Genomic DNA, 13,147 nt, shown 5'->3' with positions numbered 1-13,147 from the left:
TCAGTGTAGACGATGAGGAACGCGCTTAGGCGTCCATGGCGGTGCGCATGTCTGCTAGCACGCTTTTCAATTGCCCGGCAATCGTTTCAGGCGCATCGACGCTATCGGCAATACGGTTCACCAATGCACTGCCTACGATGACGCCGTCGGCGACTTTTGCCACTTCGGCAGCCGTCACACCATCGCGAATACCAAACCCGACGCAAAGCGGTAGATCGGTCATATCGCGCAATGGTGCAAGGTGCTCGGCCACGTCTTCAGCGTTCAACGTAGCCGCACCGGTGACGCCTTTCAGCGAAACATAATAAAGGTAGCCCTCACCGTGGGCGCATATTGTAGCGGCACGGGCATGGGAAGTGGTAGGCGCAACCAAGAAAATCGCCGCCAAGTCACGTGCTTTCAACAGCGGGCCGAACTCGTCGGCCTCTTCGGGCGGCATATCCACCACCAGGACGCCATCCACACCGACGCTTGCCGCTTTGTCAGCAAACACGTCATAACCGATGCGCTCGATGGGATTCAGATACCCCATCAAGACGATGGGGGTGGTGGTATCGGTTTGACGAAACTCGGCCACCATTTCCAGCAGGTCCACCAAACGAGTGCCCTGTTTGAGCGCCCGCTCGCAGGCTTTCTGAATCACCGGGCCATCGGCCATGGGGTCGGAAAACGGCACGCCCAGCTCGATCACATCGGCCCCTGCTTCCACCAGGGCATGCATGAAGCCCACGGTATACTGCGGTGCAGGGTCGCCTGCGGTGATGTAGGGAATGAGGGCTTTACGGCCCTGCTGTTTCAACTCTGCAAAACGCTGGTCAATACGATTCATGCTCGCCCTTAAAACTCGATGCCGTCGATTTTCGCCACGGTCATGATGTCTTTATCACCGCGACCCGAGAGATTCACCACGATATGCTGGTCTGGGCGCATGGTGGGCGCCAGCACCTTGGCATGGGCCAACGCATGGGCCGATTCCAGCGCGGGCATGATGCCCTCCATGTGGGTCAGCTCGCGGAACGCTTCCAGCACTTCTTTGTCGTTCGCAGCCACGTAGTTGACCCGGCCGACGTCTTTCCACAGCGAGTGCTCGGGGCCAACGCCGGGATAATCCAGGCCCGCCGAAATGGAGTGCGTGTCCGACACTTGCCCGCCCTCGTCGGACATCAGATAGGTTCGGTTACCGTGCAGCACGCCGCGTGGCGCATTCGAGGATAGCGGTGCAGCGTGACGGCCCGTCTCGACCCCATCGCCTCCGGCCTCCACGCCATACATCGCCACGGCGTCATCCTCGACGAACGGGTAGAACAGCCCCAGCGCGTTGGAACCACCCCCGACACAGGCGATCAGCGCATCCGGCAAACAGCCAATCTGTTCCAGCGACTGACGGCGAGCTTCGCGACCTACCACGGCATTGAAGTCGCGCACCAGCTGCGGGTATGGGTGCGGGCCCGCCACGGTGCCGATGATGTAGAAGGTGTTATCGACGTTGGTGACCCAGTCGCGCAGGGCTTCGTTCATGGCGTCTTTCAGCGTCCGCGTGCCCGACTCCACCGGAATGACCCGGGCACCCAGCAAGCGCATGCGGTAAACATTGAGCTTTTGACGCTGCACGTCTTCCGCCCCCATGTACACGTCACACTCCAACCCGAGTCGGGCGGCGACGGTGGCGGTCGCCACGCCGTGCTGGCCAGCGCCGGTTTCGGCAATCACCCGAGGCTTGCCGGTTTTTTTCGCCAGCAGCGCCTGACCGATGGTGTTGTTCACCTTGTGAGCACCGGTGTGATTGAGGTCTTCACGTTTCAACCAAATTTGTGCCCCGCCCAGCGAGTCAGACCAGCGCTTGGCATGATACAGCGGCGACGGACGGCCCACGTAGTAAGCTAAGTCACGATCGAATTCGGCTTGGAAATCCGGGTCGTCGCGCAGGCTGAGGTAGATTTGCTCCAGTTCTTCAAGAGCAAAGCTAAGGGTTTCTGACACGAACCGGCCGCCGTAGGGGCCAAAATGACCGCGGGCATCCGGCATTCGGGTCAGGTCGCTGAACTTGGTTTCTGTTGCTGAGACAGTCACAGGCATACCTCACGAGATCGCCAGAAAAGGCAAATGAATGAATAGTGTCTGGCTCGCCCACGACCGGTGGGAAGCGCATCGAAAAGTGCGTGCGCGCAAGCACGTTTAGCGGATGTCAGCCTGCGCCACGTGGCGAACGAAAGCGGCCATCGAGTCGGCCTCTTTCACGCCGGGAGATGCCTCGATACCGCCCGACACATCGACCGCATACGGCGCCACGTCGTTGACCGCCCTGGCAATGTTATCGGCGGTCAGTCCACCGGCGAGAATAACAGGTTTTGCCAGGGTTGCGGGGATTCTAGACCAATCGAAGGTCTCACCAGTTCCACCTGGTACACCGGGTCGATAGGCATCCAACAGCAGCGCTTGGGCACCGCCATAGATCGTCGCGGCGTCGTGTAAATCAAGCCCGTCGCGCATGCGTAACGCTTTGATCCAAGGCCGACCAAACTGCTCGCAGAACGCCGCCGACTCCTCCCCATGGAACTGGATCAAATCCAAGTGCGGCAGGCACTGCTCGATGAACTCTGCGGACTGATCGACAAAAAGCCCGACCCGCGTTACGAAGGCAGGCACCTGCGCCGCCAGCGTCGCCAGCGTTTCTGGCGTGATGCTCCGGCGGCTTTGCGGCCACATGACGAAGCCCAGCGCATCGACGCCAAGCGCCACCGCCCGGTCGATATCCGCCGGACGCGTCAACCCACAGAACTTGATGCGCGTGCGCGTTACGCTCAGCGTCATAAGGATGTCTCCTGATGCTGCGGATGGGCCTGTTTGGAGAACGTGAGCCGCCGACGTGCGGCAACACGAGGGCTGTCGGGCAGCACCCGCTCGCCGGTCCACTCGCCGGTGAAGGCCAACAGGTTCGGCCCAACCGGCTCTTTGGGCAGCTCGAAACGCTCGTCATAGATGGAGTCGACGAAATGCAGGCCGCAAGCAGGCGCCGTGACATCGCCCTGGCGGCGGTTTTTCAGCGCCAGTAGGCGCGCAATATGGCCTTCGTCCTGGGCGCCACGGCCTACGCTTGCCAGGGCACCGGCAATGTTGCGAATCATATGATGCAAAAAGGCATTGCCTTGAATGTCGATCACCACCAGCGGGCCGTAGCGCTTCACTTCCACAAAGTGCATCTGCCGCCAAGGGGTTTTCGATTGACACCCGGCGGCGCGAAAGCTGCTGAAGTCGTGTTCACCTACCAGCGCTTGGGCCGCACGGTGCATGGCATCGGCATCCAACGGGTCACGGCACCAGGTCACGTTGGCGCGCTCTAGCACGGGGCGACTGATTTGGTTCAAGAAAATATAGCGATAGCGACGCGCCAGCGCGCCCAGACGGGAGTGGAAGTCATCGGATACCGGCTTCACCCAGCGTACTGCCACATCCCTGGGCAAATTGGTGTTGGCGCCAAAAATCCACGCTTTCTCAGTGCGCTGGGCCGGGGGATCGAAGTGGATGACTTGCCGGGTGGCATGAACGCCGGAGTCGGTACGCCCACTGGCGTAAATATGCACCGGTGCACCGGCCACTTTGGCCAGCGCATCCTCGATGGCCTGCTGAACGGAGGCCGCGTGCTTGAGCCGCTGAAAGCCGCAAAAGCGAGAGCCATCGTACTCGACGCCCATCGCCAAGCGGCCCGCTAGCGGTTGTGTCTCATCAAAGTGGTAGAACAGCGTCATCGAGCCACGTCATTTGGAGAGTATTGAAGACTAGCTATTATCCCGACGTCGCGGCTCGAATGCCACCTCTTCGATGTCCCACTCCTCTTCCGGCACACGGGGGGGCTGCGCCACGCGGCTCTCTTGCGACGACCTCGCGCCTGCTTGGTCGTCTGCCCCTTCCTCGCCGCCTGATGCCTCGCGGGTCAGTGATGGCGGATGGTAATCGATGTAGTGCGCACGATCCTCGTCCTGTAACGGTGGCTCACCGGTCTCTTGCATGGACGCTTGCATGGACGCATCAGACGCCATCTGATCGACAGGCTCTGGGGTGTCTAGGAAAGCGGCTTCCAGCGCGGCCTCATCCTCCTCGGACACCGCCGTGAGAGGAGCGTCATCATACTGATCAGCCGCATATCGTAATTCGTCGCGCTCATCGCCCGTGATAGTCTCGTCATCAGTTGTCTCAGGGTAGGACGGTTCACGGTATAACGGCTCATGATCGCTCGGCTCACGAGGCTGAGGCTCAAAATCCCCATGCTCCAAATGGTCAGGCGCCCGTTTGCCAGTGTGATGGCCGGGGCCATCGTCATCGGTTGCGACGCGCTCGTCAGGCCCGCCCGTTTCCTCCGACGCTGCTGATCCAGCGTGGCTCGACGGCACGGCGGAGTCGGTGCGCGGCGGCGTATAGAGGGAAGCCTCGGGCGGCACTGACGACGCCATCGGGGCCGCGTTGGCCGAAGAAGCCATCCCTGGCTCGGTACGCTTGGAGGGCGTGACATCGGCGTTGATACCCATGGGAGCGGGCGCATCCTCCCACTGCCGCTCACGGCGCTTACGTGACCAAATCAGCGCGCCCAGCAGCAGGGCCAAGGCCACGCTGGCGAGTGGCCACTGATATTGCTCCATCCGCTCGATGATGCTGGGGCTGGCAGAAGCGCCCGCGGGCGTATCCGCAGCAACGGGAGACGAGACCGCTTGAATATCGGGCGAGCTAGGCTCCGCTCCACGTGCTTCGGCCGCCGCCAGCGCTCGACGAGTCTCTTGTTGAGAGGCACTCAGCGCCTCCGTCAACGAGGCAACCTCCTGGCGCAGCGCGGCCATCTCAGCACGCATGGCTTCACGCTCATCGAGCAGAGTTTGCAACATGGCCTGGCTTTCTAGCAGTTGTTCGGCTAGATCGTTAAGGGTCAAGCCCGCCAGCTCGCCCTCTTGCACGGTCGCCACAGGTGCGCTGTCGGGCGAGCCAGTGTTGGGAGCGGAGGAGGCCGCCACCTCACTTGCCGTCTCAGCCGACGGCTGGGAGGCCGGGGCATTGTTTGAGGGCGGCACGGTAGAGGGCTCGGAAGACGACTGACGCATCGATTGAATCGCTTGCGCGGCCTGGGCAGGCGAGCGAGCCATCAATTGCTCTCGACTCGGCACGTTGAGTGTCTGGCCTGCACGCATGTCGTCGACGTTGCCGGTGGGGAATGCCGTCGGATTCGCATCCACCAGCGCCACCATCATCTGTTGGACGCTAACGTCTGCAGGCTTGATACGGGCCGCCACGCCCCAAAGCGTGTCACCGCTGGCCACATAGGCGATGTCACGGGCGGCGCTGCTGGGTCGAGAAGCGGCTACGGATGGCGGCGCAGACGAAGGTGCCGATGAGACCGTCGGCGTAGCCCCCGCAGCGGACGCGGTGCTGGCAGCATAGTTAGGCGGATCGAAGAGAAGCGTCAGGGCTTCCGTGCGTCGCCCTTCGGGCGTAATGAGGGTGACCAGCAGATCCAACCACGGCTCATTCACCGCTTGATCGGAACGCAGTACCAGCCGAGCGCCTGAAGGCAGGCGCTGAAGCTCGGTGCGCACGCTGGCCGCAAGCGGGGACCACTCCAAACCTAGCGCGCGGAAAGCGGAAGCATCGGCTATCTCGACGCGTACGTCGTCCAATACCACATCGCTGGCGTTCACGAGCGGCACGCTGGCATCTAACGGCGCCTGCAGCGTTGAGTTTACGGTGGCTTGCCCCAGCCCTACGGCCAAAGCCAACGGACTCACGGCGCTCAGCGGCAGCCACAACAACCATGCCAGCTTTTTGTTCATCTCGGCCCCTACTGCCTTCCATTCCCTGGCTCCTGGCAAGCGTCATGCCTGTTCGCCACGAGCTATGTTAGTTCGTTCTTATCATAACGTATTTACCATGACGCTAGGTTCAACGCACCTTTTTGCATAAGCCGTTTTTATGAGCCCAGGAGTGAGAACGCGGCATACGACAAAAAAAGGGAAGCTGCGAACAGCTTCCCTCTTATGGTCTAGCGCTTTGTAGCGATGCAAGTGCAGCGCCCACGCGCGGACACTTACTGCTCGCGCAAAATTTTCAGCATGCGCTTGAGCGGTTCTGCAGCGCCCCACAGCAGCTGGTCACCCACACTGAAGGCAGAGAGGTATTCACCGCCCATTTTCAGCTTGCGTAGGCGACCAACCGGCACTTGCAGCGTACCCGTCGCCGCCGCAGGCGTCAGGCCCGCAATGGTGGCGTCTTTCTCGTTGGGGATGAGCTTGACCCACTCGTTATGCTTGGCGATGCGCTCTTCGATCTCATCCAGCGGAACGTCCTGCTTCAGCTTGATGGTGAACGCCTGGCTGTGGGAGCGCATGGCACCGATACGCACGCAAAGACCATCGATGGGGATCGGGTTATTGTCGAGACCCAGGATCTTGTTGGTCTCGACGCTACCCTTCCACTCTTCGCGGCTTTGGCCGCTATCCAACTTGGTATCGATCCACGGCAGCAGGCTGCCCGCCAGCGGCGCAGCAAAGTTGTCGGTGGGGAAGTCGCCACCGCGCATGGCAGCGGTCACTTTGCGGTCGATGTCCAGAATCGCGCTCGCCGGGTCGGCCAGCTCGCTGGAAACGCTGTCACGCAGTTGGCCCATCTGGTTGAGCAGCTCACGCATGTGCTTGGCGCCGGAGCCTGACGCCGCCTGATAGGTCATGGAGGTCATCCACTCGACCATATCGGCTTCGAACAGACCGCCCAAGCCCATGAGCATCAGGCTCACGGTGCAGTTACCACCAACGAAGGTTTTCGCACCTTTGGCAAGCTGGTCGTTGATGACGTTGCGGTTCACCGGATCGAGAACGATAGTAGCGTCATCGTCCATCCGCAGGGTGCTGGCGGCATCGATCCAGTAGCCTTTCCAGCCGTCGTTACGCAGGTCGCCGTAGACTTTCTTGGTGTAGTCACCGCCTTGGCAGGTCACGATGACGTCCAGAGCTTTCAAGTCGTCCAGCGCAAACGCATCTTTCAGCGGAGGCACGTCCACGCCGATATCGGGACCCGGCTGGCCGACTTGAGAAGTGGTGAAAAAGATCGGCTCGATGCCGTTGAAATCACCCTCTTCCTGCATGCGCTGCATCAGCACCGAGCCAACCATGCCACGCCATCCCACGAAACCGACTTTCAACATGTGAAGTCCTCCAACAAAGAATGAGACCTATATTATACACACATATCAGACACGACGTCGGCCACCCCTAAGGGCGGCCGACGCGGTCTGTTTACAAAGCAACGAGGTGAATCAATTAGTTAGCAAGCTCGCTTTATGCTTGTTAACGCTCGAACGCCGCGAGTACTGCGTCCCCCATCTCGATCGTCGAGACGCGCTTCATGCCTTCAGAGGCGATATCGGCAGTGCGCAAGCCGTCGTCCAACACGCTACCGACGGCGGCTTCGATCCGCTCGGCCATCGCCGTTTCATTGAGCGAGTAACGCAGCATCATCGCCACGGAGAGCATCATGGCCAGCGGGTTGGCGATGTTTTGGCCCGCGATATCCGGCGCGCTGCCATGGCACGGTTCGTACATGCCCTGCCCGCTCTCGTTGAGCGAGGCAGATGGCAACATGCCAATGGAGCCTGTCAGCATGGCGGCGGCATCGGAGAGAATGTCGCCGAACATGTTGCCGGTCACCACCACATCGAACTGCTTCGGCGCGCGCACCAGCTGCATGGCAGCGTTGTCCACGTACATGTGGGACAGCTCGACGTCCGGATACTCCGGCGCCAGCCGCTCCATGACCTCACGCCACAGAATGGTGACTTCTAGTACGTTGGCTTTATCTACCGAGCAGAGCTTCTTGCCGCGCTTCTGGGCCATCTCGAACGCGACGCGGCCAATGCGCTCGATTTCGCTTTCGGAGTAGACATAGGTGTTGAAGCCCACGCGCTCACCGTTGCGCTCTTCGATACCGCGCGGCTGCCCGAAGTATATGCCGCCGGTCAGTTCCCGCACGATCATGATATCCAAGCCCGCCACCAGCTCCGGCTTCAGGCTGGAAGCGCTGGCTAGCTGCGGGTAGAGCATGGCCGGGCGAAGGTTGCCGAACAGGCCGAGATTCTTACGCAGCCCCAGCAGGCCTTTTTCAGGGCGTTTGGAAAGGTCTTCGAGTTTATCCCACTTGGGGCCACCCACCGCACCCAGCAGAATGGCGCTGGCGGCTTTGGCTTTTTCCAGTGTTTCAGCGGGCAGCGGCTCGCCGTGGACATCGTAAGCGGAACCGCCCACCAAGCCCTCTTCTACCTCGATATCCAAGCCCGCCTCTTGGCAGGCTTTCAACAACCGCGCCGCCTGAGCCGCGATTTCCGGGCCGATGCCGTCACCGGGCAGCAGTAACACTTTATGAGTCATGCTCTATCCTTAGCACTTATAATTTAGATATTCATAGCCCATGGCAACTCTCTGCGAGGGCGCTGTGAACCCCTCCCTGGGCGCTACTTTTGCCATCCATGGCAAAAGACCCTCGCATAGACTTGCCCTTGCCATTACTCGGTGAGTGGACGCTAGGCTGGCTGGCGGAACAACCACGGGCGCTGCTGGCGGTGCTGCTCTTCGAAGCTGCGAATGGCGTCTTCGTCTTGCAGAGTGATGCCGATATCGTCCAAGCCGTTGAGCAAACAGTGCTTGCGGAACGCGTCTACCTCAAACTCCAGAATTTCGCCGCTGGGCGTGATCACCCGCTGATGCTCAAGGTCGATATCTAACTGATAGCCTTCGTTGGCCTCCACTTCAGCAAACAGGCGATCCACTTCTTCTTCCGCCAGGGTGATCAGCAAAATGCCGTTCTTGAAGGCGTTGTTGTAGAAAATGTCGGCGAAGCTGGGGGCAATCACTACCTTGAAACCGAAATCTTCCAGCGCCCAAGGGGCGTGTTCGCGGGAACTACCGCAACCGAAGTTACGCCGCGCAAGCAGTACCTCAGCGCCCTGGTAACGCGGCTGGTTCAAAACGAAATCCGGGTTCAGCGGGCGCTTGGAGCAATCCTGGCCCGGCTGGCCTTCATCCAAGTAACGCAGCTCGTCAAACAGGTTGACGCCAAAGCCGGTGCGCTTGATGGACTTCAAAAACTGCTTGGGAATGATCAGGTCGGTATCGACATTAGCGCGATCCAGCGGCGCGACCACGCCTTCAAAACGTTCGAACTTTTTCATGGCTTAGGCCTCCTGCGCGTGGGTGGCATCGTTGGCGGGCAAGGTGCGTACGTCGACGAAGTGGCCGGCAATGGCGGCGGCGGCGGCCATGGCAGGGCTCACCAAGTGAGTACGACCGCCGTACCCCTGACGACCCTCGAAGTTACGGTTGGAAGTAGACGCACAGTGCTCGCCTGCGCCCAGCTTGTCCGCGTTCATCGCCAAACACATGGAGCAGCCCGGCTCGCGCCACTCGAAGCCTGCGTCGATGAAGATCTTGTCCAGTCCTTCCGCTTCCGCTTGGCGCTTCACCAAGCCAGAGCCCGGCACCACCATGGCCAGCTTGATGGAATCGGCCACCTTGTTGCCCTTCGCCACTTTGGCGGCTTCGCGCAGGTCTTCGATGCGCGAGTTGGTGCAGGAGCCGATGAAGACTTTATCCAGTTTGATATCGGTGATCTTCTGGTTCGCCTGCAGGCCCATGTACTCCAACGCGCGTGCGTGACTGCGCTGAACGGTTTCATCCAGAGCGGCTTGCGGATCGGGTACCTGGCCTGAGATTCCGGTGACCATTTCCGGGCTGGTGCCCCAGCTCACCTGCGGTTCGATCTCTTCGGCTTTCAGCGTCACCACTTTATCGAAATGGGCATCGGCATCCGACACCAGGTTGCGCCAATCGGCCACGGCGGCTTCCCACTGCTCGGCAGTGGGCGCGAAGGGGCGTTTGGCGAGATAGTCGATGGTGGTATCGTCCACGGCGATCAGGCCCACGCGAGCACCCGCTTCGATGGCCATGTTGCACACCGTCATGCGGCCTTCCATGGAGAGCGACTCGATGGCGCTGCCCGCAAACTCGATAGCGTAGCCTGTGCCACCAGCGGTGCCGATCTTACCGATGATCGCCAACACCACGTCTTTTGCGGTCACACCCAAGCCCAGCTCGCCTTCGACGCGCACCTGCATGTTCTTCATTTTCTGCGCCAGCAGGCACTGAGTCGCCAATACGTGCTCGACTTCCGACGTGCCGATACCGTGGGCCAACGCGCCAAACGCGCCGTGGGTGGCGGTGTGGGAGTCACCGCATACCACGGTCATACCCGGCAGTGTGGCCCCCTGTTCAGGGCCCACTACGTGGACGATGCCCTGGCGCGGGTCGTTGATCTTGAACTCTTCGATGCCGTACTCGACGCAGTTATCGTCCAGGGTTTGCACCTGAATGAGCGAGACCGGATCTTTGATACCGCTGTTACCTTCGGCCCGCTCTTTCACCGTGGTGGGCACGTTGTGGTCCGGCGTGGCCAGGTTGGCATCCAGACGCCAGGGCTTACGGTTGGCCAAACGTAGGCCTTCGAACGCTTGCGGCGAAGTCACTTCGTGGAGCAGTTGGCGGTCGATGTAGATCAGCGCCGTACCGTCGTCGCGCTGCTTCACCAAATGCTGGTTCCAGAGTTTGTCGTAAAGCGTTTGGCCTGACATGTGGCTCTCCTGGGCGGTGCCCTGCTAGTTCGTGTTGGCAGCCTCTGCGGGCTGCTTCTGTGGCATGCCAGGAGTGTTACGCGACTCGCACATAAAAGCAATTCATGTTATTCATACTTTAGATTCCAAATAGGAATAGTAACCAGGGAGCCGCCGTGGATACCCAAAGCCTGCAAGCCTTTCTCGCCGTGGCGGAGACCCAGAGCTTCTCCCGCGCTGCCGAACAGCTTCATCTCACACAGCCTGCGGTCAGCAAGCGCATCGCCACGCTGGAAGACCTGCTCGGCACTCGGCTTTTCGACCGCATTGGACGGCGCATCGCGCTCACCGAAGCGGGCAACGTGCTGCTGCCCAAGGCCCAGCGCATTCTGTTTACCGTGGAAGATAGCCGCCGCGCGCTGGCGAATCTCTCTGGCCAAGTGGGCGGCAAACTGACGCTTGCCACCAGCCACCACATTGGCCTGCACCGCCTGCCGCCGTTGTTGAAGCAGTACACGCAGCATCACCCGGAAGTGGCGCTCGATTTACACTTCGTGGACTCCGAACTGGCCTATCAGGGCGTGCTGGACGGCACGCTGGAAATGGCCATCGTCACCCTCGCCCCCCATCCTGTCGAACAGCTTCACGTCGTGGAGCTATGGCGCGACCGCCTGTGCGTCGTGTGCGCCAGCGACCATCCGCTTGCCCAGCGCAGTCGCGTGAACGGTAAACCACTGAGCCTGGCCGAGCTATGTGAGGTGAACTGCGTTTTGCCGGGGGCTAAAACCTTTACCCGCACGCTGATCGAACGGCGCTTCGAAGAAGCAGGCCTGACCCTGCCGGTGAGCATGTCCACCAACTATTTGGAAACGCTCAAGATGATGTGCAGCGTCGGGCTTGGCTGGAGCCTGCTGCCGGAAAACATGATCGACAGCGAGCTGGTGGCGCTACCGGTAGACACCGCGCCCATTCATCGCCCGCTCGGCTATTTGGTGCACACCAACCGCACTCTTTCCAACGCCGCGCGTAAGATGATCGAAGAGCTGGAGCACAGCCGCCAACCCGCCCACACGCATTAACGCTGGGCGCTTTCACCCTGGTGCATGGCCGCATTCGAGAGCACGAACGACGCGCGGCCGTCGGTTGAGCCCAACGCCGCGTCCACCATCGCCGCCGCCACCACGCGCACCTCGATCGGCCGTACCGAGCGCGGCAACCAACGTGACGCTGGCGCTAACAGCGCGCTCGCCCACGTCTCCGCCAACCGCCCATCCTCTGGCCGCCCCAATAACAGCGAAGGCCGAGCAAAGAACACGCAGGGCAACCCCAGCGCCTGAATATCCCGCTCCACCTCGCCTTTCACACGGTTATAAAACACCGAAGAGCGCGCATTGGCCCCGTGCGCCGTCACCACGCCTAACTTACTCACCCCAGCCGTTTTACACGCCCGCGCAAACGCCAGCACCAATCCATGATCCACTCGGCGAAACGCCTCTTTACTCCCTGCCTGCTTTTTCGTGGTGCCCAGCGCTACGAACGCCACGGCACCGGCGGGCAACAGCTCGGCAACCTCAGCTTCCAACCGTTCGAAATCCAGCAGCGCAGGCTGAAGCTTGGAGGCGATCGCGTGGGGAAATTCACGGGCAACATCCAGCTCTCGGCGGGTAATGACGATGACGCTCTTTACCTCATTGCGCCGGGAAAGCTGAGTCACGAGGTGCTGACCAATGGCGCCGGTGGCACCAAGAACGATAGCGGTAGACATGGGTGACCGTTTCCTTATGGTGTGAGTGCCACAGACTCAGCCCCTTAATGACGCGAGTAGGCAACGAATGAAATGGTAGCGCGTGGTAACGAGCGATTAGCGAGGCACCCGCGAGGCCGCGTCACCAAGATAGAAGGTAAGCCACCAACCACGCCCCCACCAGCACTAGAATGAATAAACCCGCCTCACGGATCAGGTATCGACACCCAAAAACCGCGACTTCACTTCTGCTGACGGCACCATACAGGCATTTTTCTTACCAAAGAGCCGATAGCGATGCCGAGCGAATAGTTTGTAAGCCGCATCCCTGATCGGCCTTGGCACAACCTTGAATACATGACAGAACCGCCACGGCCCTTTCAGGTCTCTGGCGATCTCAAGGGCAGCATCCGAGAGCACATAACGCTCACCCTCCTTGATCAGCACCAGGGTGTCCGTGCCCACATCGGGGACGTTGAAGCGCTCCGTCAGCTCCTGGGCCAACTCACTCTGCATCGGGGTGAAGGCAAAAATGCCCTGTGGATCTCGCTGTATGATGAACTTCACAGCACCGCTGCAGAAGTTGCACACACCATCGAATATGACGATATGCCGTTTATCCATAGGCTCCCTAGGGAAGATACTGATTCGTTCAAATCACAAAGCTGTCGAGAGTTTACTCATCCACCACCAATCGGAAGTCATTTCGATCCCTTCACTCACGGAAGAACAACAACAGTCCTGCTCCCGCACTTCCCAATAACCCTGCA

Annotated in this window: 12 protein-coding genes; 1 reads left to right on the top strand and 11 read right to left on the bottom strand. The window is 60.4% G+C overall.

The features are described from left to right. Window positions 1-25: 25 nt before the first annotated feature. The 9 genes from trpA to leuC form a co-directional block, all read right to left on the bottom strand. Window positions 26-829: a tryptophan synthase subunit alpha gene (trpA, locus tag MHM85_RS12885; protein ID WP_139528083.1), complete on the bottom strand. Its 804-nt coding sequence runs from the start codon at window positions 827-829 to the stop codon at window positions 26-28. A gap of 8 nt (window positions 830-837) precedes the next feature. Then, window positions 838-2,076 (bottom strand): tryptophan synthase subunit beta, encoded by a 1,239-nt coding sequence (gene trpB / locus MHM85_RS12880; RefSeq protein WP_139528084.1) that lies wholly within the window; start codon window positions 2,074-2,076, stop codon window positions 838-840. A 99-nt stretch (window positions 2,077-2,175) separates the two neighbouring features. Beyond that, complete coding sequence (locus MHM85_RS12875) at window positions 2,176-2,811, bottom strand: phosphoribosylanthranilate isomerase (RefSeq protein ID WP_139528085.1); 636 nt, start codon at window positions 2,809-2,811, stop codon at window positions 2,176-2,178. Further along, window positions 2,808-3,746, bottom strand: a complete 939-nt coding sequence (truA, locus tag MHM85_RS12870) for a tRNA pseudouridine(38-40) synthase TruA (RefSeq protein WP_139528086.1) — start codon at window positions 3,744-3,746, stop codon at window positions 2,808-2,810. Before truA ends, MHM85_RS12875 begins: the two co-directional genes overlap by 4 nt. 30 nt (window positions 3,747-3,776) lie before the next feature. Then, window positions 3,777-5,813 carry a FimV/HubP family polar landmark protein gene (locus MHM85_RS12865; RefSeq protein ID WP_239286158.1) on the bottom strand — a complete coding sequence of 679 codons (2,037 nt, stop codon included), beginning with the start codon at window positions 5,811-5,813 and terminating at the stop codon, window positions 3,777-3,779. 254 nt (window positions 5,814-6,067) lie between these two features. Continuing rightward, window positions 6,068-7,180, bottom strand: coding sequence for an aspartate-semialdehyde dehydrogenase (gene asd / locus MHM85_RS12860; RefSeq protein ID WP_139528088.1), 1,113 nt, complete (start codon window positions 7,178-7,180; stop codon window positions 6,068-6,070). Between the two features lie 142 nt (window positions 7,181-7,322). Beyond that, window positions 7,323-8,399, bottom strand: coding sequence for a 3-isopropylmalate dehydrogenase (leuB, locus tag MHM85_RS12855; RefSeq protein ID WP_239286160.1), 1,077 nt, complete (start codon window positions 8,397-8,399; stop codon window positions 7,323-7,325). A 152-nt stretch (window positions 8,400-8,551) separates the two neighbouring features. Next, entirely contained in the window at window positions 8,552-9,199 is a 648-nt protein-coding gene (gene leuD, locus MHM85_RS12850; protein ID WP_239286162.1) for a 3-isopropylmalate dehydratase small subunit, read from the bottom strand. 3 nt (window positions 9,200-9,202) lie between these two features. Further along, complete coding sequence (gene leuC / locus MHM85_RS12845) at window positions 9,203-10,654, bottom strand: 3-isopropylmalate dehydratase large subunit (protein WP_139528091.1); 1,452 nt, start codon at window positions 10,652-10,654, stop codon at window positions 9,203-9,205. A 155-nt stretch (window positions 10,655-10,809) separates the two neighbouring features. Between leuC and MHM85_RS12840 the strand changes: the two genes are divergently transcribed. After that, window positions 10,810-11,712 carry a LysR family transcriptional regulator gene (locus MHM85_RS12840; protein WP_139528092.1) on the top strand — a complete coding sequence of 301 codons (903 nt, stop codon included), beginning with the start codon at window positions 10,810-10,812 and terminating at the stop codon, window positions 11,710-11,712. Here the strand turns inward: MHM85_RS12840 and MHM85_RS12835 are convergent. Continuing rightward, the gene (locus MHM85_RS12835) at window positions 11,709-12,398 is read right to left on the bottom strand and encodes an NAD(P)H-binding protein (RefSeq protein ID WP_239286164.1); all 690 of its coding nucleotides are present in this window, start codon (window positions 12,396-12,398) and stop codon (window positions 11,709-11,711) included. The genes MHM85_RS12840 and MHM85_RS12835 overlap by 4 nt on opposite strands. Before the next feature lie 192 nt (window positions 12,399-12,590). Continuing rightward, window positions 12,591-13,001 (bottom strand): thiol-disulfide oxidoreductase DCC family protein, encoded by a 411-nt coding sequence (locus MHM85_RS12830; protein ID WP_239286166.1) that lies wholly within the window; start codon window positions 12,999-13,001, stop codon window positions 12,591-12,593. Window positions 13,002-13,147 lie beyond the last annotated feature (146 nt).

The sequence above is a fragment of the Halomonas sp. McD50-4 genome, from assembly GCF_022348135.1.
In the GTDB taxonomy this organism is placed as follows: Bacteria; Pseudomonadota; Gammaproteobacteria; order Pseudomonadales; family Halomonadaceae; genus Vreelandella; species Vreelandella piezotolerans.
This window is presented reverse-complemented; position numbering and strand designations above follow the sequence as displayed.

Bases quoted from the DNA above. Each gene is read 5' to 3' on its own strand.
- trpB (WP_139528084.1), bottom strand. From the start codon at position 2,076: ATGCCTGTGACTGTCTCAGCAACAGAAACCAAGTTCAGCGACCTGACC.
- asd (WP_139528088.1), bottom strand. From the start codon at position 7,180: ATGTTGAAAGTCGGTTTCGTGGGATGGCGTGGCATGGTTGGCTCGGTG.
- MHM85_RS12875 (WP_139528085.1), bottom strand. From the start codon at position 2,811: ATGACGCTGAGCGTAACGCGCACGCGCATCAAGTTCTGTGGGTTGACG.
- truA (WP_139528086.1), bottom strand. From the start codon at position 3,746: ATGACGCTGTTCTACCACTTTGATGAGACACAACCGCTAGCGGGCCGC.
- MHM85_RS12830 (WP_239286166.1), bottom strand. From the start codon at position 13,001: ATGGATAAACGGCATATCGTCATATTCGATGGTGTGTGCAACTTCTGC.
- MHM85_RS12835 (WP_239286164.1), bottom strand. From the start codon at position 12,398: ATGTCTACCGCTATCGTTCTTGGTGCCACCGGCGCCATTGGTCAGCAC.
- leuC (WP_139528091.1), bottom strand. From the start codon at position 10,654: ATGTCAGGCCAAACGCTTTACGACAAACTCTGGAACCAGCATTTGGTG.
- MHM85_RS12865 (WP_239286158.1), bottom strand. From the start codon at position 5,813: ATGAACAAAAAGCTGGCATGGTTGTTGTGGCTGCCGCTGAGCGCCGTG.
- trpA (WP_139528083.1), bottom strand. From the start codon at position 829: ATGAATCGTATTGACCAGCGTTTTGCAGAGTTGAAACAGCAGGGCCGT.
- leuD (WP_239286162.1), bottom strand. From the start codon at position 9,199: ATGAAAAAGTTCGAACGTTTTGAAGGCGTGGTCGCGCCGCTGGATCGC.
- leuB (WP_239286160.1), bottom strand. From the start codon at position 8,399: ATGACTCATAAAGTGTTACTGCTGCCCGGTGACGGCATCGGCCCGGAA.